Annotated in this window: 21 protein-coding genes; 6 read left to right on the plus strand and 15 right to left on the minus strand. The window is 58.6% G+C overall.

The genetic code is table 11. The features are described from left to right. Positions 1-50 precede the first annotated feature (50 nt). The gene (locus ACSQ13_RS13275) at positions 51-308 is read right to left on the minus strand and encodes a hypothetical protein (protein WP_435988253.1); all 258 of its coding nucleotides are present in this window, start codon (positions 306-308) and stop codon (positions 51-53) included. Here ACSQ13_RS13275 and ACSQ13_RS13280 point away from each other — a divergent pair. Further along, a complete protein-coding gene (locus ACSQ13_RS13280) occupies positions 270-1,202 on the plus strand; it encodes an IS5 family transposase (RefSeq protein WP_435988115.1) in 933 nt (310 codons plus the stop codon). The genes ACSQ13_RS13275 and ACSQ13_RS13280 overlap by 39 nt on opposite strands. Positions 1,203-2,065: 863 nt before the next feature. After that, positions 2,066-2,323 carry a glycine zipper 2TM domain-containing protein gene (locus ACSQ13_RS13285; RefSeq protein ID WP_176248226.1) on the plus strand — a complete coding sequence of 86 codons (258 nt, stop codon included), beginning with the start codon at positions 2,066-2,068 and terminating at the stop codon, positions 2,321-2,323. Positions 2,324-2,570: 247 nt separating this feature from the next. Here the strand turns inward: ACSQ13_RS13285 and katG are convergent, their stop codons facing one another. Further along, positions 2,571-4,748, minus strand: coding sequence for a catalase/peroxidase HPI (gene katG, locus ACSQ13_RS13290; RefSeq protein ID WP_295511400.1), 2,178 nt, complete (start codon positions 4,746-4,748; stop codon positions 2,571-2,573). 188 nt (positions 4,749-4,936) lie between these two features. Between katG and ACSQ13_RS13295 the strand changes: the two genes are divergently transcribed. Continuing rightward, positions 4,937-5,827 carry a LysR substrate-binding domain-containing protein gene (locus ACSQ13_RS13295; protein WP_295511401.1) on the plus strand — a complete coding sequence of 297 codons (891 nt, stop codon included), beginning with the start codon at positions 4,937-4,939 and terminating at the stop codon, positions 5,825-5,827. A 2-nt stretch (positions 5,828-5,829) separates the two neighbouring features. Here the strand turns inward: ACSQ13_RS13295 and ACSQ13_RS13300 are convergent, their stop codons facing one another. The 5 genes from ACSQ13_RS13300 to ACSQ13_RS13320 form a co-directional block, all read right to left on the minus strand. Further along, a complete protein-coding gene (locus ACSQ13_RS13300; protein ID WP_176248223.1) occupies positions 5,830-6,021 on the minus strand; it encodes a DNA gyrase inhibitor YacG in 192 nt (63 codons plus the stop codon). Continuing rightward, the gene (locus ACSQ13_RS13305) at positions 6,018-7,040 is read right to left on the minus strand and encodes a ribonuclease E/G (RefSeq protein WP_176248222.1); all 1,023 of its coding nucleotides are present in this window, start codon (positions 7,038-7,040) and stop codon (positions 6,018-6,020) included. The genes ACSQ13_RS13300 and ACSQ13_RS13305 overlap by 4 nt, the downstream gene beginning before the upstream one ends. Beyond that, on the minus strand, positions 7,037-7,615 hold the full coding sequence (locus ACSQ13_RS13310) for a Maf family protein (RefSeq protein WP_176248221.1): 579 nt from the start codon (positions 7,613-7,615) through the stop codon (positions 7,037-7,039). Before ACSQ13_RS13310 ends, ACSQ13_RS13305 begins: the two co-directional genes overlap by 4 nt. Positions 7,616-7,666: 51 nt before the next feature. After that, positions 7,667-7,885, minus strand: coding sequence for a translation initiation factor IF-1 (gene infA, locus ACSQ13_RS13315; RefSeq protein WP_008228280.1), 219 nt, complete (start codon positions 7,883-7,885; stop codon positions 7,667-7,669). Positions 7,886-7,966: 81 nt separating this feature from the next. Continuing rightward, positions 7,967-8,842, minus strand: a complete 876-nt coding sequence (locus tag ACSQ13_RS13320; RefSeq protein WP_176248220.1) for a carbon-nitrogen hydrolase family protein — start codon at positions 8,840-8,842, stop codon at positions 7,967-7,969. A 181-nt stretch (positions 8,843-9,023) separates the two neighbouring features. Here ACSQ13_RS13320 and ACSQ13_RS13325 point away from each other — a divergent pair, with 181 nt between their 5' ends. Continuing rightward, positions 9,024-9,989 (plus strand): LysR family transcriptional regulator, encoded by a 966-nt coding sequence (locus tag ACSQ13_RS13325; protein ID WP_295511410.1) that lies wholly within the window; start codon positions 9,024-9,026, stop codon positions 9,987-9,989. A gap of 31 nt (positions 9,990-10,020) precedes the next feature. Continuing rightward, on the plus strand, positions 10,021-10,743 hold the full coding sequence (locus ACSQ13_RS13330) for an NAD-dependent deacylase (protein ID WP_295511411.1): 723 nt from the start codon (positions 10,021-10,023) through the stop codon (positions 10,741-10,743). A gap of 32 nt (positions 10,744-10,775) precedes the next feature. On the opposite strand, the gene ACSQ13_RS13335 is transcribed toward ACSQ13_RS13330, so the two are convergent. The 3 genes from ACSQ13_RS13335 to rpmB are packed head-to-tail and all read right to left on the minus strand — an operon-like array spanning position 10,776 to position 12,098. Then, positions 10,776-11,312, minus strand: a complete 537-nt coding sequence (locus ACSQ13_RS13335) for a copper chaperone PCu(A)C (RefSeq protein ID WP_176248217.1) — start codon at positions 11,310-11,312, stop codon at positions 10,776-10,778. A gap of 42 nt (positions 11,313-11,354) precedes the next feature. Continuing rightward, positions 11,355-11,753: a hypothetical protein gene (locus tag ACSQ13_RS13340; RefSeq protein ID WP_255200056.1), complete on the minus strand. Its 399-nt coding sequence runs from the start codon at positions 11,751-11,753 to the stop codon at positions 11,355-11,357. A gap of 45 nt (positions 11,754-11,798) precedes the next feature. Next, positions 11,799-12,098 carry a 50S ribosomal protein L28 gene (gene rpmB / locus ACSQ13_RS13345; protein WP_176248216.1) on the minus strand — a complete coding sequence of 100 codons (300 nt, stop codon included), beginning with the start codon at positions 12,096-12,098 and terminating at the stop codon, positions 11,799-11,801. 188 nt (positions 12,099-12,286) lie between these two features. Between rpmB and ACSQ13_RS13350 the strand changes: the two genes are divergently transcribed. Next, entirely contained in the window at positions 12,287-12,982 is a 696-nt protein-coding gene (locus tag ACSQ13_RS13350; protein WP_176248215.1) for a CDP-alcohol phosphatidyltransferase family protein, read from the plus strand. Positions 12,983-13,026: 44 nt separating this feature from the next. Here ACSQ13_RS13350 and ACSQ13_RS13355 read toward each other — a convergent pair whose 3' ends face one another. The 5 genes from ACSQ13_RS13355 to ACSQ13_RS13375 form a co-directional block, all read right to left on the minus strand. After that, on the minus strand, positions 13,027-13,449 hold the full coding sequence (locus ACSQ13_RS13355) for a methylated-DNA--[protein]-cysteine S-methyltransferase (RefSeq protein WP_176248331.1): 423 nt from the start codon (positions 13,447-13,449) through the stop codon (positions 13,027-13,029). Between the two features lie 64 nt (positions 13,450-13,513). Then, a complete protein-coding gene (ileS, locus tag ACSQ13_RS13360) occupies positions 13,514-16,429 on the minus strand; it encodes an isoleucine--tRNA ligase (protein WP_295511417.1) in 2,916 nt (971 codons plus the stop codon). 250 nt (positions 16,430-16,679) lie between these two features. After that, positions 16,680-17,693 carry a YcjF family protein gene (locus ACSQ13_RS13365; RefSeq protein WP_295511421.1) on the minus strand — a complete coding sequence of 338 codons (1,014 nt, stop codon included), beginning with the start codon at positions 17,691-17,693 and terminating at the stop codon, positions 16,680-16,682. Further along, positions 17,693-18,109 carry a GNAT family N-acetyltransferase gene (locus ACSQ13_RS13370; RefSeq protein WP_295511423.1) on the minus strand — a complete coding sequence of 139 codons (417 nt, stop codon included), beginning with the start codon at positions 18,107-18,109 and terminating at the stop codon, positions 17,693-17,695. Before ACSQ13_RS13370 ends, ACSQ13_RS13365 begins: the two co-directional genes overlap by 1 nt. A gap of 23 nt (positions 18,110-18,132) precedes the next feature. Then, positions 18,133-19,545, minus strand: a complete 1,413-nt coding sequence (locus ACSQ13_RS13375; protein WP_295511426.1) for a YcjX family protein — start codon at positions 19,543-19,545, stop codon at positions 18,133-18,135. Positions 19,546-19,561: the final 16 nt, after the last annotated feature.

Raw genomic sequence — 19,561 nt, forward strand, 5'->3', positions numbered from 1 at the left:
CGGGTGACCCCTCCCAAGGTCTGGGAGAGGTCGTGTGCATAGCCACAGGCCTAGAGCAGAGCCCTCCAGTCTACCCCGTTGGCCCTTCTATCGCGGTCATCGTTCAGATTATCCCTCCTGTCCCCAATAGCTAGGTGGCGCGGATTAACGCAGCGGCGATTATGGCAGAGGTGTCGGACGACCTGATCTCGATTGGTGGCTACTTGGCTTTGTTGCACAAATCCTCGGATGGGATTCACTGTATGAATCCAGCGTGATAACTGGAAGGCATGAGCAGTTGGACCCCTACCAAATATAAGACCACGAATTGGTCATCCTACAATGACAGCTTGAAGCAACGTGGATCGTTGTCGATCTGGTTTGATCCAGAGATGGTTTGGACGCCGCCGCCAAGCGGCAAGCGCGGTCGGCAGCAACAATTCAGTGACGCCGCCATTCAGACCTGCTTGACGCTGAAAGTCCTGTTTGGCCTGCCGCTTCGACAGACAACTGGGTTCGTCCAGAGCCTGCTGCGACTGGTCGGGCTGGATTGGGCCGCGCCGGATTTCAGCACCTTATGTCGACGTCAGAAAACACTGAACGTGAGCTTGCCGTATCGCGGGTCCAAAGGACCGCTGAACCTGCTCATCGACAGCACCGGTATCAAAGCCGAAGGAGAGGGCGAATGGAATGCCCGTAAGCATGGTGTCTCCAAACGACGCATCTGGCGCAAGATTCATATTGGAATCGATGAGGAAACACTGGAGGTTCGGACGGTTGAGGTCACCAGCAGCAACGTCGGAGACGCTCCCATTCTGCCCGAACTTCTGAACCAAATCCCGCCCGATCAAGACATCGGCAGCGTCACCGCAGATGGGGCGTATGACACGCGTAAATGCCACGAGGCGATTGCCGCCAGAGAGGCCCATGCAGTGATCCCGCCACGCAAGAATGCCAAGCCCTGGAAACCGACGAGCGCCGGAGCTATTGCCCGAAATGACGCGGTCAGTGCGCAGCGATACTTGGGTCGCACTCTGTGGCGACGCTGGAGTGGATACCATCGCCGAAGCCGCGTCGAAACGAAGATGCATTGTATAAAACTACTCGGCCAATCGCTAATGGCCAGGGACTTCGAAAGGCAGGTCGCGGAAATCCAAGTCCGTATCGCCGTCCTCAACCGCTACACCGCTCTTGGCATACCCATCACTGAGCCTGTAAGCTAAGTCCGTCTGGGGGAAGGGGAAAAACGTCCTTCACCCGATTTGTGCAACAAAGCCAATTTGAATAGTAAAATCACACAATCCCCGCCATTTCATCGCTTACATGAACAATCGCCCTATTCCCAGGCAAGGGGAAACACGGAAATTGGTTTAACCAAAGGACCTTTAGTTTTTTTTGTTGCACTATTGTCCGTCGTCAGACGGTTTTGGGACCAAAGGCAGCCTAAACCAAGAGAGAATCCGGCTCATCTTGTGGTTGCATTATGCAGCGCGCTGGCGATGTCGCACGCGGCGCGCTTCAAGGGTCTTTCGTTTGATTCTTTCTCTTTGCTGTAAAATGGCCCTGTGACGCCCCAAGTAGACGTCAGACAGACGAGGCATCAGTTAAGAACGTCCGGCCCCACCTGCCCCGCGCCGAAGTCGTAATTCCGATCGACACTTCAGTTTCGACTGCAACCGGTCCTTCTCGGGCACCGCATCGAGGATCTATTATTGTTTTTGGCTAAAACACACGTTCAATTCGGACTTAATCTAACAGAAACAATACCGAACATAAATTTTAATGACGTCAAGACGCTGATATGATGGCGGAAACCCCTACCACCCCGGCCAGTTATCTCAGAATTATCAAATGAACATGTCTGGCACGGTAAATCAGGCTATTCGAAGCCAACCCGCCTGACACCCTACAGAACCTTTCGTGCCGATTGATCAAAATCAACCCTTCCGCTTTGGAATGGGGCGAAAGTGAGGGTGCCCGATCAGAAAGCACAGCAATCGCTGTGATTAATTCGGGCGCGCTGGCCAGACACATCCCTGTTTTGGACTGACGCTTTGGTCTCGCAACCCGACAAAAGGAAAATGACATGAGAAAATATTTGGCTTTGATAGCCCTTATTGTACCGATTTCTGCCTGCCAAACCCAGCAAGACGCAACCATTGCAGGTGCGGCTACCGGGGCATTGATCGGGGCGGCCGTATCCGGCGACGATGACAAGGTGCTTGGCGCAGTCATCGGTGGCGCGGCTGGGGCTTATGCGGGCAGTTACATTGGCCGTACACAAAGCGGTTCCTGCGTTTATCAACGCACGGACGGCACGCGCTATGTCGCTGCCTGCCCCTAAATAGATCAGGCCGATCAAGACCATCTCGGCCCCGTTCACGCGGCTGACGTGGTTGTGCAGGGATCGGAATTTCAGGGCATTGGCAGGGGTTAAAGTAGGTGAAACCGGCTTTCGCTCAGCGCGCCCGTTTCATCCACGCCTGCTTGCATGATGTTCTTGTGCTGCGATGCTGCATCAAAGCGCATCACGCTCGTTATCAAAGCACCCCGCGCCACCCGTTTGGGCAGCGCGGGGTTATTATTTGGCGTTAGGCCGCGACGTCAAAGCGATCCGCGTTCATGACCTTGACCCAAGCCGCCACAAAATCCTTTACGAATTTTTCGGCGTTGTCGTCTTGTGCATAGACTTCAGCATAAGACCGCAGGATCGAGTTGGAGCCAAAGACCAGGTCCGCGCGTGTTGCGGTCCATTTTACGTTGGCCGTGCCCCGTTCCCGGATCTCGTAGATGCCACCGTCAACCGGATGCCACGAATACTGCATGTCGGTCAGGTTCACAAAGAAGTCGGTCGTCAACGCGCCGACCCGATCCGTAAAGACGCCATGCTTGGTGCCGCCATGGTTCGTGCCCATTGCGCGCATGCCGCCAACCAGAACGGTCATTTCATGGGCCGTCAGACCCATCAATTGCGTCCGGTCAAGCATCATTTCCTCTGGGCTGACAATATAGTCCTTTTTGGACCAGTTGCGGTACCCGTCGGCCAGGGGCTCAAGCGGCTCAAAGCTTGCTGCGTCGGTCATCTCGGCAGTGGCGTCGCCGCGGCCTTTCAGGAACGGTACTGACACATCAAACCCGGCTGCTTTGGCAGCTTGCTCAACGCCAAGGTTACCGGCCAGAACGATCACATCGGCAAGGCTCGCGCCTGTGTCATTTGCGATGCCTTCCAAGACGGACAATACCCGTGCCAGCTTTTGCGGCTCGTTGCCTTCCCAGTCTTTCTGGGGGGCCAGACGGATGCGCGCGCCATTGGCACCGCCCCGCATGTCGGAACCACGGAAAGTGCGCGCACTGTCCCAAGCTGTGGAAACCATGTCGCTCAGGGACAAACCGCTGGTGCTGATACGTGCCTTGACGGCATCGACATCGTAACCGGTGTTGCCCGCTGGTACAGGATCTTGCCACAGCAGATCCTCTGCCGGCACATCGGGGCCGATATAGCGGGCTTTGGGGCCCATATCGCGGTGCGTCAGCTTGAACCATGCCCGGGCAAAAGTATCCGAGAAATACGCAGGGTCAGCCATAAACCGTTCGCAGATTTCGCGATAGATAGGGTCCATTTTCATGGCCATATCCGCATCTGTCATGATCGGGTTGTGGCGGATCGAGGGATCGGAGGAATCGACAGGTTTGTCTTCTTCCTTGATGTTGATCGGTTCCCACTGGTTGGCACCTGCCGGGCTTTTCCTGAGCTCCCAGTCATAGCCGAACAACAGTTTGAAATAGCCCATGTCGAACTTCGTTGGCTCTGTGGTCCACGCGCCTTCGATGCCGCTGCTGATCGCCATGTTCGCAGCTTTGGTCCCTGCGGGATTGGTCCAGCCAAAGCCTTGCTCTTCAACACCTGCCGCTTCCGGCTCTGGACCCAGAGTGTTCGCATCGCCATTGCCGTGGCATTTGCCAACGGTGTGACCACCGGCGGTCAAAGCGGCAGTTTCTTCGTCGTTCATCGCCATACGCGCAAATGTTTCACGCACATGCAACGCAGACCGCAGCGGATCGGATTGGCCGTTCACACCTTCGGGGTTCACATAGATCAGGCCCATCTGCACAGCAGCAAGCGGGTTTTCCATGGTGGCCGGATTTTCAAGGTCGCCGTAGCGGTTGGTGCTATCTGCCAGCCATTCCTTTTCCGACCCCCAATAGGTGTCGATTTCAGGGGCCCAGATGTCTTCGCGGCCAAAGGCAAAACCAAATGTCTTCAGACCCATTGATTCATAGGCAATGTTGCCCGCAAGGATCATCAGATCGGCCCAGCTCAGCTTGTTGCCGTATTTCTTTTTGATCGGCCACAGCAAGCGGCGCGCTTTATCCAGACTGACGTTGTCGGGCCACGAGTTCAAAGGCGCGAAACGCTGGCTGCCTGTGCCGCCGCCGCCACGGCCATCGGCCAAACGGTATGTGCCTGCCGAATGCCACGCCATACGGATCATAAAGCCGCCATAGTGGCCCCAGTCGGCTGGCCACCATTCCTGGCTGTCTGTCATCAACGCGTGCAGGTCTTGCTTGAGCGCGTCGACATCGATTTTCTTGACCTCTTCGCGATAGTCAAAGTCAGCGCCCATCGGGTTGGTCTTTGTGTCGTGCTGGTGCAAAATATCCAGCTTCAGCGCGTTGGGCCACCACTCCATCACGGATGATTTATTGGCAGTGTTTCCGCCATGCATAACCGGGCATTTGCCCATTGAACCGTTATCGTTGCCGTCCATTTTGATCTCCCATCGTGGTTTCACGTATCATTATACTGCCGACTATATCCGAGTCCTACCTGCCATTTCGATATTGGCAGCAAGCAGCCTGTGACAATGCCTATGGCATCGCCCATTGGCTTGGGTCCTACACCATCAGCAGCATTAAGAAAAATTGCATTTTCTAATCGGCATGATAATCAAAGGTTATGGACTTTACACTGAAACACCTTCGATATTTCGAAGCTTTGGCCCGCCATCGCCATTTTGGCCGCGCGGCCGACGATTGCGGCGTTTCGCAGCCTGCCTTGTCGGTGCAGATCAAGGCATTGGAAGATCTGGTCGGGACGCGGCTGGTTGAACGATCCGCAAAACAGCTGCAACTGACGGGCTTTGGCGAAACCTTTGTGGCGCGCGCCCGCGAGATTTTGCAGTCGGTGGATGAACTGGGCGATCTGGCCCGCGCCTCGCATAATCCGTTGATCGGGCGCTTGCGGTTTGGCATCATTCCCACGGTCGCACCCTATTTTCTGCCCCGGTTTATCAAATGCCTGTCCCAGGATTATGCAGGGCTGGATCTGCGCCCGCGCGAAGCGGTCACACAAAAGCTGATCGAGGGGCTGTTGGGCGGGCAGCTTGATACCGCCATCGTCGCCTTGCCGATTTCCGAACCGACCTTGCACGAAGAAATGCTGCTGGACGAGGAATTCGTGTTGGTGCGCCAGATCGAAGATCAGGACAAACCCGTGCCAAATTCGAAATTGCTGCGCGAAATGCGTCTGTTATTGCTGGAGGAAGGGCATTGTTTTCGCGATCAGGCCCTGTCGTATTGCAGCATGTCATCCGCCATGCCCCGCGACCTGATGGAGGGCAGTTCCCTGTCTACATTGGTGCAGATGGTCAGTGCGGGGATCGGGGTTACGTTGATTCCCGATATGGCCGTTCCGATTGAAACCCGATCGGCTGCGGTATCGGTCGCGCGGTTGCCGGCACCGCGGCCCTCGCGGACAATCGGCATGGTCTGGCGAAAAACCAACCCGCTGGCCGGACAGCTGAAACAAATTGCGCAAACCGTCCGCGATACCTGCCTGACTGCGTGATCCTAGTGGGGCTTTGGCGGCGTGTTCAGCGCTGCCTCGGCCGCATCAATCGCGGCCTCTATGTCTTCGGGATCGCGGCTTGGCGTGGCATAGCTGCCATTGAACCACTTGGCCAAATCAATGTCGGCACAGCGTCGAGAACAGAACGGGCGGTAGGCAGGCGATGTTTCGTCAGAACAGATCGGGCAGCTCACTTTAGGACCTCGGCTATGGGCAGGCGGGCGCGTTTGCGTTGCAGTTCATAATGGCCCAAAGGGGTCCATCCGATCAAGGTGGTTTCAACGTCATCCGCACGGAACGCCTGACGCAAGGCGGTCTCGAAGGGGCGGCGGTCTTTCTTGGGCATGGGTGCCAGATCAAGGGTGATCTGCCCCCCCAAACCGCGCAGACGCAATGCACGGGGCAAGGCGCGCGCGCAGGACATATTGGCCTTGATACCCGCAGCAAGGGATACATCAGCGCCGGTGTTTACATCCACTGCCACCAAGGCGCGGGTCGGCTCGACATACATCGACGCCCCGCCCTCAAGCTGAACCCGGGCCTGTTGCAGCTCTTCGACAATATCCAGCACGCCGTGGGTTTCAAAGCTGCCGGGGTCGGTCACGACATCAGCGGGTGCCACCCAATCGCGCCATGCCATGATATGCGGGCCATCGCCTTCGGAAAGCAGTTCCATCTCTGTCGCTTCATCGCCCAACACCTTGTCGGCAAGCGTCAGCATGGCATCAATGTCATCGGCGATATCATCGCCATCAGCACCCGCACAAGACGACCGCAAGATCAGACCGTGGGTCGCCCCTTGGGCGGCTTCATGGGCGACCTCAAGCAGACGGTCGCGTTCTTCCTCGTCGCGGATGGAGCGTGAAATATTGGTGCCGGGCGCGCCGGGCGTGACGATCGCATAGCGGCTTTTGAACAATATCTTTTGCGTAACAGGGATCGCCTTGCCGGGTTCGGCATAGCCCGACACCTGAACCAGGATCGGCTGACCGGGGGCAAGCCCCTTGATCTGGCGCAGAAACGCGGACCCGTCGGGGGTTTTCAGAAACATGCCGCCCTGCCCTTTGACAGGCCGGTCAGCGATGGCGCGATAGATCGTACCGGGGCGCGGGCCGTCGCTGTCGATCAGCAGATCGTCCAGCTTGCCATCCACCATCAAAGCAGCCGCCTCGACCTCGCCCAAGTGGTCCAGAATGATCGTACGACCCTTCATGATGTCTCTCCGTCAAAAATATAGCCTGCTGCGCGCAGCAGGTTTGCGGTTTCGGCAAGGGGCAGCCCCACGATGCCGGTAAATGATCCGCTGATCCACGGGATCAACGCGCCTGCTGGCCCCTGAATACCATAACCGCCCGCCTTACCGTGCCAGTCGCCGGTGGCAAGATAGGCGGCCAGTTCGGCATCCGACAGCCGCTTCATGCGCACGGTGCTGACAACATCGCGTTCCCACAGCCTGTCACCGCGTTTTACCGCAACGGCCGTGATCACCTTGTGACGACGCCCCGACATCAGTCGCAAGAAACCCGCCGCCTCTTCGGCGCTTTCGGGTTTGCCCAAAATGCGCCGGCCAACAGCAACTGTGGTATCAGCGCAAAGCACGATATCATCAGGGCCAACCTGCACGGCGGCGACCTTTTCACGGGCCATGCGCGCGCAATAGGGGCGCGGCAATTCGGCTTTTTGCGGGGTTTCGTCAATATCGGGCGCACGAATTTCATCGGCCACAACGCCGATTTGCGCCAGCAATTCCTTGCGGCGCGGACTGCCTGATCCGAGGATAAAGGTCATATGCAAACCCAAAGCGCAGACCGAAGATCGTGAAACCTTCGGTAAAGCGCGTTATTTAAAGCGATAATTGATCCGGCCCTTGGTCAGATCGTAGGGGGTCATTTCCACCTGTACTTTGTCGCCTGCCAGAACACGAATGCGGTTTTTACGCATTTTGCCTGCCGTATGTGCGATAATCTCATGGCCGTTTTCAAGCTCGACCCGGAATGTCGCATTCGGCAGGAGTTCCTTGACGATACCGGGGAATTCGAGCGTGTCTTCCTTAGCCATGGTCTCTCCTTGAACACTTTGCCCTGCAAATGCAGAGCGCAGGCTTAAATGGGCGCAATTTTCCCCTTTTTCAAGACCTATTCACAGCAAAGACGTGTTTATCGCAACGCTATCGCGGCCTGCCTGATCTGCCCAATGGGTTCGGTTCAATACCACGCCCTGCGAACGCACATTGGCGATCTGCGCGATATCGACATCGGCATAGGTCCAGCCCGGCACGTTTATCTCCGCCGCAGCCAGCACACCCGTTGACGGGAAACCAATATCGGGCGGGCAAAAGATGCCCCCCGCCCCATAGGAATCGCCCAAAGCGTCCGACCAGTCGGCAGGCCCCACACAAGACGACATTGCCGTGATGCACTGATTCTCAAGCGCGCGGGCCATCGACCCGATGCGCACACGCCAGTATCCGGCCAGGGCTTCGGTCACGCTGGGCACGGCGATGACATCGCAATCAGCCAATGCGCGACCCAAAAGCGGGAATTCGCTGTCATAGCAGATCAGAATGCCGATCTTGCCAATCGCGGTTTCAAAGACCTGCAAGGCATTGCCGCCGATCACACCCCAAACCTCGCGCTCGAAACGGGTCATGATCTGCTTGTCTTGCACACCGATCTTGCCGTCGGGCGTGATCAGCCTTGCGCGGTTGACGGGACGCGTGGCTGTGGCCGCTGGCCCTGACGCCGCGACGATGTGCACTCCGTATTCTGCCGCCAGTCTTTGATGCACTGCATCTGCATCCGCCAACCGGTCCGACACCGCGAAAAGCGACGCCTCCAGATCTGCGGCAACGTCCAGACCGGCCAATGTCGCCAGCTCCATCGCGCCGTATTCGGGAAAGACCAGCAAATCGGCCCCATTGGCAGCGGCCGTTGCGACCCAACTGGCCAGTTTATCCTCGTAATGGGCCCAACTGGTCAGGATATCCTGGGTATAGGCGGCTGTGGCAATCTTCATCACTTGCGTCTCTGTCTGGTTTCGCGCCAATCGTGCGCTTGTTATGCGCCCGCTTCAATGGTCAAATAAGCAGGCACGCCCTATTTTGATTTGTTGAATCTATCGGCCGGACGGGGCCACCTGTGCGAAGCCGATCCAACCGTGATATTGAGAAACTGGAAACTGCCAAAAGGCGTCTGTGATGTTCAAAAAAGGTGTGACCCTGCGCGGGATCGAAGTGTTCGAGGCATTGGCGCGCTCCGGTTCAGTGGCGCAAGCAGCAGCGGCAACAGGGCTGAGCCAACCTGCGGTCAGCCAGCAAATGTCCAACCTTGAGGCCGCCATCGGCACCGACCTGATTGATCACAGCCGTCGACCGATGCGCCTGACCCCGCAGGGTGAAAACTTCTTGCGACACGCAACTGCGGCACTGGCCCAGTTGCGATTGGCGCAGACCGAACTGACGGTGATGGACCTTGCCAATCTGTCCGATCTGAGCCTCGGGGTGATTGATGATTTCGACAACGATCTTACCCCCCGTCTGGCGACGATACTGGCCGACAGCATGGCGGGGTGCCGGTTTCGGATGATCACCGATGGCAGCAAGGACTTGATACAAGCCGTTCAGGACAAGGCGCTGCACATAGCAATCGCAGCCACCGGCGGTGATGCCAAAAGCGGGCTGACCGAAATCCCGCTGGCCCGTGACCCGTTTATCATTGTCACACCCGTTGATACCGACCAGACGCCTGCTGTTTTGCTCTCCGGTCGGTCCGCCCTGCCATTCCTGCGGTACGAGGCCGACCAGATGATTGCCGGCCAGATCAACAATCACCTGACCCGAAACAACATCAATCTGGCCTCGCAATTCGAGATCGGCAGCCATCTGGCATTGATGGCGATGGTGGCGCGGGGCATTGGCTGGGCGATCACGACGCCCTTTGGCTATGGCCGCGCAGAGCGTTTTCACGCGGAGCTTACCGCGCACCCGTTGCCCGCGCCGGGGGTATCGCGGCAGATATCGCTGTTTGCAGGGGCTGATTGGACAGGCCCTGTGCCCCAAAACATCGCCACCACCATGCGCCAGCTGCTGCAAACCCATATGATCGCGCCAACGCTGGTGCAGATGCCGTGGCTATCGGGCAGTTTTCACACCCTTGAAGGGTAAGACATCACACAGACTTGGGAAGGCCGTAAACATGAGCAAGATTGTCATTCTGACCGGCGCAGGCATTTCGGCAGAAAGCGGGATCGAAACCTTTCGCGCCGCAGACGGGTTGTGGGCGCAGCACCGCGTCGAAGACGTCGCCACCCCCGAAGGATTCGCCCGCGACCCCAAGCTGGTCGTCGATTTCTATAATGCCCGCCGCAAACAGGCCGCAGAGGTCGCACCAAATGCGGCGCACAAGGCGTTGGCCAAGTTGCAAAGGCACTTTGGCGACCAAGTGGTGATCGTGACCCAAAACGTGGATGATCTGCATGAACAGGGGGGCGCGTTGGACGTGATGCATATGCATGGTGCCCTGAATTCGGCGCTATGTGCGGCCTGTGATCATCGCTGGCCCGCGCCAATGGTCATGGCCCCCGGTGATGCCTGCCCGAAATGCAGCGCACCTGCGGCCCGGCCCGACATCGTCTGGTTCGGCGAAATGCCCTATGACATGGATGTGATCTTTGACCATCTGGCCGAGGCGGATATTTTCGCTGCCATTGGCACATCAGGCAATGTTTACCCCGCAGCAGGGTTTGTCGCAGATGCGCGGCGCAACGGGGCGCATACGATTGAAATGAACCTCGAACGGTCGGCCGTGGGGAATCAGTTCGCAGAACACCGCACCGGCCCCGCCACACGCATTGTCACCGATTGGGTCGAGGAATTGCTGGGCAACAGCAGCGTGCCGCAGCGGCCAGAGCTTAGGTAGCGCCTTTGCCCTGACCGCCGATGATAGCTGCCTTATTCGGAGGCCTTGGTATCGTCCGAGCGTTTCATGCTGTCATGGCCCATTTTGCTATGATCCATGGTGCCGTGGTTCATCGCGCCCTCATCCGGCTGGCGTTCCTGATCCACGATGATGTCGATTTCGACCGCGCCGGCCTTTTCGAACTCAAGCGTCACCCTGATTACGTCGCCTTGGGTCAATGGCTGCTTGAGCCCCATGAACATCAGGTGATCGCCGCCACGTTCAAAGACATGAGCCTCGTCATTGGCGACCGGAACGCCGCCTTCGATCTCGCCCATGCGCATCACGCCATTGGCGTCTTCGGCGTGCTGGTGGAGTTCGACCTTTTCAGCCACATCCGACGATGCACCAATCAGGCGGTCATCGGCACCTGAATGGTTCATCAGCACCATAAACGCCGCGCCGGATGTCGATGACGCGGTGGAACTGCGGGCATAGGCGTCATGAACCACCATGCCTTGGGCCGCCAAAGGGCCAGCAGACAGCAGAAGGATCGCGCAGACCGCGCGGGTAAAAGAAGCAAGTTTCATTGGGTATTCCTGTGTTTTGATATGTCTAGAAAGGATTGGTTTTCAGACAGTCACAGGGGGCGCGCGCGTATCGGGGCGCAGCTTGGGCCGCGCGATTTCCTGCACCTTGGGGTGGCCCACAAAGCGGCGAAACACGATCAGGCGCGCAGGCGCATCAAGCAGGGCGACAGGACCCGCGACCGAAATGTTTAACGCAGAATCAGGGCAAATATGCGGGGCCGATGTCGGCTGCCCCTTGGCATCCAGATAGACCGCGACCGGCCCTGCCCCTGTACACAGAACCATCTGCCCCGTTGCCGCAGACGCGCCGCGCGCGACGGCCATGCTTTGGCTGGTCAGCCCCAATACCAAGGCAAGCAAGACAGCAATGAAGGAACGGTTCAACATATCGGCAATAATAACAAAGCTGCAAAAGAGTTTCGACAGGTTAAAACGACGCAACCCCGGCGGTTAAGCCAGGGTTGCGTGAATAAACTTTAGAAGGTCTTAGGAAAGAGCGTCAGCAGTCGCGCTGGACTTTGCAATCGCCTTTTTCACTTTCAAAGCGTTGCCGGACAGCTCTGTGTCCTTTGCTTTGGCCATGAACGCGTCCAGACCACCGCGGTGGTCGACTGTGCGCAAAGCAGCCGCAGAAATGCGGAACTTGAAGCTGCGACCCAGTGCTTCGGACTGCAAAGTCACATCGTTCAGGTTCGGCAAGAACCGGCGACGTGTGCGGTTTTTGGCGTGGCTTACGTTGTTGCCCGACATCGGGCCTTTTCCGGTCAATTCGCAAACGCGCGACATGGGTTCATCCTTTTGCTACAGAGGTGTAATCGGCGATCCGACCCAACACCCGAATGGGCTGCACAAGGGCAACCCTGAAATTGGTTGTCAGGCTTTAGGCGGAATCACAAGCGGGGTCAACCCAAGCCTAACCAGTTCCTTGCGCTTTTCCTTTTGCACTTACCAGAAAGATTTGGCATCTGTGATGAATGAGTATCCAGTCACGCGCCCTTCTTGTTCATTTGTTCACTGCAACCGGCGCGATATTTGCCATGTTGGCGATGCTGGCGGCTGTCGACCAGAAATGGGATTTGATGTTCCTATGGCTGGTTGTTGCCTTTTTTGTTGATGGTATCGACGGCCCATTGGCCCGCAAATACGACGTCAAAACAAATGCGCCGCAGTTTGACGGGGTCCTTTTGGACCTGATTATCGACTATCTTACCTATGTTTTCATCCCTGCCTTTGCCCTGTTCAAATCGGGCCTGATGGACGGCTGGAGCGGCTGGGTCATGATCATCATCATCACTTTCGCAAGTGCGATGTATTTCTGTGACACCCGGATGAAGACGAAAGACAATTCGTTCTGGGGCTTTCCGGGGTGCTGGAACATGCTGGTGCTGGTGCTGTTTGCATTGTCGCCGCCATGGTGGGTGTCGTTGATTTTGGTCACCTTCCTTGCAGTCACCATGTTTGCGCCGCTCAAATTCGTGCATCCCGTGCGCACCGAACGCTGGCGGCCGGTTACCTTGCCAATGGCGCTGGCGTGGACATTTTTCGCAGGATGGGCCGCCTGGGTCGATTTTCACCCTGAAAGCTGGGCACATTGGGGTCTGGTCCTGACCAGCCTTTACCTGACCTTTGCCGGTGTCGCGCAACAGTTTCTGTACGAACGGGATATATAGGGTAGGTTTCTAACCCACGCTTTGCGCCGCTCAACACAATTGCCCTATATCAACAATCCTGCCGCCCCTTCATGGCGCAGCAAGGCGATTTTCGTTTCGATCCCCCCTGCCCCTGAATAGCCGGTCAGGCCCTTGGCCCCCATCACGCGGTGGCACGGGATGATGACGGGAATCGGATTTTGCCCGCAGGCCTGCCCCACCGCCTGCGCGGGGGCATTCAGATCCTTGGCGATCTCGCCATAGGTGCGGGTTTCACCAAAGGGAATCGCGCATATCGCATCGCACACCGCCCTTAGAAAACCGCTGCCCCCGACCCGCAGGGGAAGCGTGAATTCGGTCAACGCGCCTGTGTCAAAGCTGGCAAGCTGACGGGTAGCGGCATCCAGAAGATCACTGCGGTGTTGATCCCGAGCAGCCCCCCAAGACAGGCGCGTGATTGCGCCTGCCTCTTCGGTCACCGTCAGCATCCCGAATTGCGTCTGGATGGACTGTTGCAGAGCCACCTAGACGCAACCGGGGTGCAACCCCGCCTTAGGACACTGCATCGTCACACCGCTTGCACACGGCCGGGTGCGCATGGGTACCAACGTCTGGCAGCACTTTCCAGCACCGCGCGCATTTCTCGCCCTCGGCCTTGGCAAAGACCACGGCAACCCCTGCCACATCATCAGATGTCCATGCGCCCTCGGGGGCATCCCCGGTCGTCAGGGTGATCTGGCTGGTGATGCACAAATCAGCAAAGGTTTCCGGGTCAGTGATGATCTCGGCATATTCGGGCGCAAGATAGACGGTTGGCGATGCTTCCAGCGATGAACCGATCACCTTGGCTGTACGCTGCTCTTCCAACGCCCCCGTTACGACGCGGCGCACGGCACGCAGCTTTTCCGCACGGGCGGCCAACACATCGTCGCGCCATGCGGCAGGCGTTTCGGGGAAGTCCTGCAAATGCACCGACGTGTTTTCATCTGCATGACGCTCCAGCCAGACTTCCTCCATCGTGAAGACAAGGATCGGGGCCAGCCAGATGGTCAGACGGTTGTACAGGTGATCCAGCACGGTCAAAGCGGCCAGTTTGCGGGTCGTGTCACCGTCGCAATACAACGCATCCTTGCGGATATCAAAATAGAAGGACGACAGATCAAGCGTCGCAAATTCGAACACCGCGCGGAAGACACCCTGGAAGTCGAACTTGGCATAGCCTTCGCGCACAACGCCATCCAGAACGGCCAGCTTGTGCAGGATCAGACGCTCCAGCTCGGGCATGTCCTCGATTGCGACAGCTTTGGACTTGTCGAAATCCGTGAGCGACCCCAGCATATAGCGCATCGTGTTGCGCAACCGGCGATAGCTGTCCGCGACACCTTTGAGGATCTCATCCCCGATCCGCTGGTCCGCCGTGTAATCGGTCTGCGCCACCCAAAGCCGCAGGATATCCGCGCCATATTGCTGCACGATCTTTTCCGGCACGATGGTGTTGCCGATGGATTTGGACATTTTCATGCCCTTGGCATCCAGCGTGAAACCATGCGTTACCACATTGCGATAAGGCGCGTGGCCCGTGGTGCCAACCGATTGCAGCAGCGACGAATGGAACCAGCCCCGGTGCTGGTCGGTGCCTTCCATATAGACATCAGCGATGCCGTCTTTGGTGCCGTCGGGGCGGTCGCGCAGAACGAATGCATGGGTCGAACCCGAATCAAACCAAACGTCCAGAATGTCGAACACCTGATTATAATCGTTAGGGTTCACGATCCCGCCCAGGAACCGCTCTTTCGCGCCATCCTCGTACCAGACATCTGCACCGTCTGCCTCGAAGGCCTCGACGACGCGCTTGTTAACGTCGGGGTTGCGCAGCAGGAAATCAGCATCAGTCGGCAGCGCACCTTTCTTGGTAAAGCAGGTCAGTGGCACACCCCACGCACGTTGACGCGACAACACCCAGTCAGGCCGTGCCTCCATCATCGAATACAGTCGGTTGCGGCCCTTTTTCGGCACCCAGTTTACGTTATCAATCTCGGTCAGGGCACGTTCGCGGATGGTCTTGCCAAAGGTATCCAACCCGTCACCAACGGGCTTGTCGATGGCGGCAAACCACTGCGGCGTGTTGCGATAGATCACCGGTGCCTTGGACCGCCAGCTGTGCGGATAGCTGTGCTTGATCTTGCCACGTGCCAGCAAACCGCCCACCTCGACCAGCTTGTTGATCACGGCGGTGTTCGCGTCACCTTCCTTACCATTGGGCTTCAGGATCGCCTTGCCGCCAAAGAACGGCAGGTCCGTGCGGAACGACCCGTCTTCGACCACGTTATAGGTGATCACCTGCTCCAACATGCCCAGATCGCGGTAAAGCTCATATTCCTCAAGACCGTGGCTTGGCGCGCAATGCACAAAACCCGTGCCTTCGGTATCGGTCACGAAATCTGCAGCGCGGAAGTCGCGCAGATCATCCCACTCGCCATTGCCGCCCTCAGCCCCGGCCAGCGGATGCTGCAAGCTGATCTTGGCCAGATCATCCTGCGTCACATCAGACAGGCGGCGCACCTGTGTCTCGTCCAGACGCGCACGCCCGAAAACCTCCATCGCCATAGCGTCGGACAGGATATAGCGATCCCCGACCGTGACCCAGGATTCCTCAGGGCAACCCGTCACTTCGTACAGGCCATAGGAAATGCCTTCGCCATAAACGACGGCCTTGTTGCTCGGCATGGTCCAGGGCGTCGTGGTCCAGATCACGACCTGCGCCCCGTCCAGCCCGGCATCGCCCGTGCCCACAACCTTGAACTTCACCCAGATGGTAAAGCTTTCCTTGTCGTGATACTCGACCTCGGCCTCGGCCAAGGCGGTCTTCTCAACTGGCGACCACATCACCGGCTTTGAGCCCTGATACAGCGTGCCGTTCATCAGGAACTTCATGAATTCCTCGGCGATCACACGCTCGGCGTGGAAATCCATCGTCAGATACGGATCGGCCCAATTGCCGGTGATGCCCAGACGCTTGAATTCCTCGCGCTGGATGTCCACCCAACCGGCGGCAAACTTGCGGCACTCGGCGCGGAAATCATTGATCGGCACGTCGTCCTTGTTCTTGCCCTTCTGGCGGTACTGTTCCTCGATCTTCCATTCGATCGGCAGACCGTGACAATCCCAACCGGGGATATAGCGCGCGTCAAAACCCATCATCTGGTGGCTGCGCACGATCATGTCCTTGATCGTCTTGTTCAGCGCGTGACCGATGTGCAGATGCCCGTTGGCATAGGGCGGGCCATCATGCAGCGTAAACGGCGTGCGGCCCTCTTTTTCACGCAACCGGTCATAGACGCCGATCTTCTCCCACCGCGCCAGCCACTCGGGCTCGCGCTTGGGCAGGCCCGCGCGCATCGGGAAATCGGTCTTGGGCAGGTTCAGCGTGGATTTATAATCAACTGTTTCAGGCGTGTCGGCGCACATGGTGGGCGTCCTTTGGCAAACGGAATTGGGGAATAGATGTTCAGGTGCGGTGCGAGTATCTCAAACACCTCTGCCCGGCGTCTCGTGCATTCAGAGCGCCGGGAAAATAATTCGAATAATGATCGCGGATATCCGGCTCATGACGCGCCTTATAAGCCCCCCACCCACAAGCGACAAGCCCCTACGCCCCTCGTTCTCTGGCTCTTAAATATCCCGGGGTTTGGGGCAGCGCCCCAATCCGTTGGTCCGATCACTCCTGCGCCTGCGCCCCCTTGCCAAACAACCCCGACAAGGCCCGCTTGATGATGCTGCGCACCTTCGGTCTGCGCCCTTGCGAAAACGGCATCGGGCGACAGACTTCCATCGCGGCAACACCGACCCGCGCCGTCAGCGCACCGTTCACCAGCCCTTCGCCAAAACGCCGCGACAGCTTGGCCAGCATCGTGCCGCCCAAAATCGGCTCCAGCATGTCGTCGCCCACCGCCACGGCCCCCGTCGCCACCAAATGCGACAACACCGCCCGCGTCAGCCGCCACGACCCGAAAAACCCCGATCGCCCGCCATAAATCTCGGCGACACGGCGGATCATGCGCAGGTTGCTGGTCAGGGCGGCGGCCACATCGGCCAGCGCCAAAGGCACCAGCGCTGTCACCGTTGCCACCTGCCGCGCGGCGGCTTCGACCTCGCGGCTGGCGGCGATGTCCAGCGGGCCCAGTAATTCGGCCTCGGCCAGCGCCAGCAAACTATGTGCGTCCAGTTGATCTTCGCGCAGCTCGGCCAGCCGGTCGCGGCCCCAGCGGGTATCTTCGCGCCCTTTGTACAGCGCGACCAGCCGGTCGGTCACCGACCGCGCCGCTTTCAGATCATCTTGCGCCAAGGCCTGACCAACGTCGTGGTGCAGGCCGTCCAGCCGCGCGAGCCTGCTGAACGCCGCAAGTTCTCGCAGGCACAGCAGGGCGACCACCACCAGCAACGCCCCCATCAGAACGCTCATTGCCAGCCCGATCACCGGATAGCTGGCCATCAATCCGGTGATGAAATTCCACGCGGTGATCGACACCAGCGCCCCGATAAAGGCCGTCAGCAGCCACCAGAACAGCCTGACCAGTTTCGACGGTTTACGCGCCGCCAGACGTGCCGCGATTTGCATCGCCTGACCTTGGGGGGCGACCATTCCGACATCCGGAACGGGCGGAGCCTCGGATACAGACGGGCGCGGTGCCGCGTCTTCTTCCAGATCAAACAATACCGGACCCTTAGCCATTACATCGCCCCCCGCTGCCATTCATATTTGATGTCCGGCAATTTCTCATCGCTGTTGCTGCCATCGCTACGCTGCACTTCTGCAAAGCCTTGGCGCAGATAAAACCGCTGGGCACCTGAATTGGCCTGAAACGTCCAAAGCGCCAGACGGTCCACCGCGTCTTGCGCATGGCGAAGCAACGCTGCCCCCACACCCTGCCCGCGATTTGCCGCAGCAACATAAAGCGCATCCATATCTTCGCCGTTCAATGCGTAAAACCCGACAATTGCGCCTTCCTGCTCGGCCACATGGACCCGCCCCAAATCAATCATACGCGCGGCATGGGCGATGTCTTGGGCGCGGCTGTGTATCCGCGGCATCCACGCCGTTGTATCCACGAATTCGGACAGGATCGCGCCAACAGTGCCGGCGTCCATATCCCGCGCCCTGCGTAGTTTTATCACAACCGGTCCCCGATCAGGAATTCAGCCGCCTTGTCCAACCGGATGTGCGGTGGCCCGTCACCGGGGCGCAGGTTCAGCTTGGCCGGGGCAAAGCGCATGATTTTGTAATCCTGATCCAGCCATTTTTCCGCCCCCGCCCGTGCGGGGCTCAGCAGATGCGCGGGGTCTTTGGGCAGCTCGCCGGGATAGAAAGCCGCTTCTTTACCGGTCTCAAGCAAGCTGCCGCGCACAACATCCAAGGTTTCGCCGTCATGCTCCATCGACGCCTCGGTCGTGGCGCGCAGCGATGCCAGCGACATCGCGGATGTGCCTGCCCCTGCGAACCGCGCACGGTCGCGGGCCTCGCGGGTCAATGCCTCCATGATCGCGGTCAGGCTGGCGTGTTGGGAATGGTGCAGATGGTCGGCCTTGGTCGCGGCGAACAATATCTTTTCGACCCGTTTGCCGCGCAGGAGCTGCGTCAGAAACCCGTTGCGACCGGGCTTGAAACTGCTGAGGATTTCGCTCATTGCGGCGCGCAGGTCCTCGACCGCACGGGGGCCCTGATTGATCGCGCCAAGCGCATCGACCAGCACAACCTGACGGTCGATCTTGGCAAAGTGGTCGCGGAAAAACGGCTGCACGACCTTGCGTTTATACGCCTCAAAGCGCCGCGCCATTTCACGCAGCAACGACCCGCGCGGGCCGTCGCCACCGGGCAAGGGCGCAAAGGTCAGCACAGGTGATCCCGCCAGATCACCGGGCAAAAGGAACCGCCCCGGCGTGCAATCGGAATAGCCATTGGCACGCGCCGTTTGCAGATAGTCAGCAAAGCTGGCGGCAAGGGTTTGGGCCGTGGGCTCGTTCAGGCTGGCCATGGGATCAGTGTCAGCGACCAATGCGCGATAGCCTGCCGCCTCTTCGCGGTTTCCGATCCGCTTGAGAACCTGCGCGGACCATTCTGCGTAATCGACATCCATCAACGCCAGATCCAGCAGCCATTCACCGGGGTAATCGACAATATCCAGATGGATCGTGCGCGGCCCCTGAAACCCCGCCAGCAGCCCGTTGGGACGCACACGCAACGAAAGGCGCAGTTCGGAGATCGCGCGGGTGCTGTCGGGCCAATGGGGTGTCGGGCCTGTCAACGCGGCTAGGTGGTTTTCATAATCAAAGCGCGGCACGGTATCATCAGGCTGGGGTTGCAGGAATGCGGCCTCTATCCGGCCCTCGGACGCGGCCAGCAGCCCCGGCATCCGGCCCCGGTCCAGCAGGTTCGCCACCAGTGAGGTGATGAACACCGTCTTGCCCGACCGCGCCAATCCGGTGACGCCCAGACGGATGACCGGCTCAAAGAACACCTCGGACACGCCGTCCTGTACATTTTCGACCTGCCGCCAAATACCATCGGCAATTTTTGAAAGTACCAAAGCCCGCGCCCGCCTT

This window comes from Sulfitobacter sp. SH22 (genome assembly GCF_965641905.1).
Classification (GTDB): domain Bacteria; phylum Pseudomonadota; class Alphaproteobacteria; order Rhodobacterales; family Rhodobacteraceae; genus Sulfitobacter.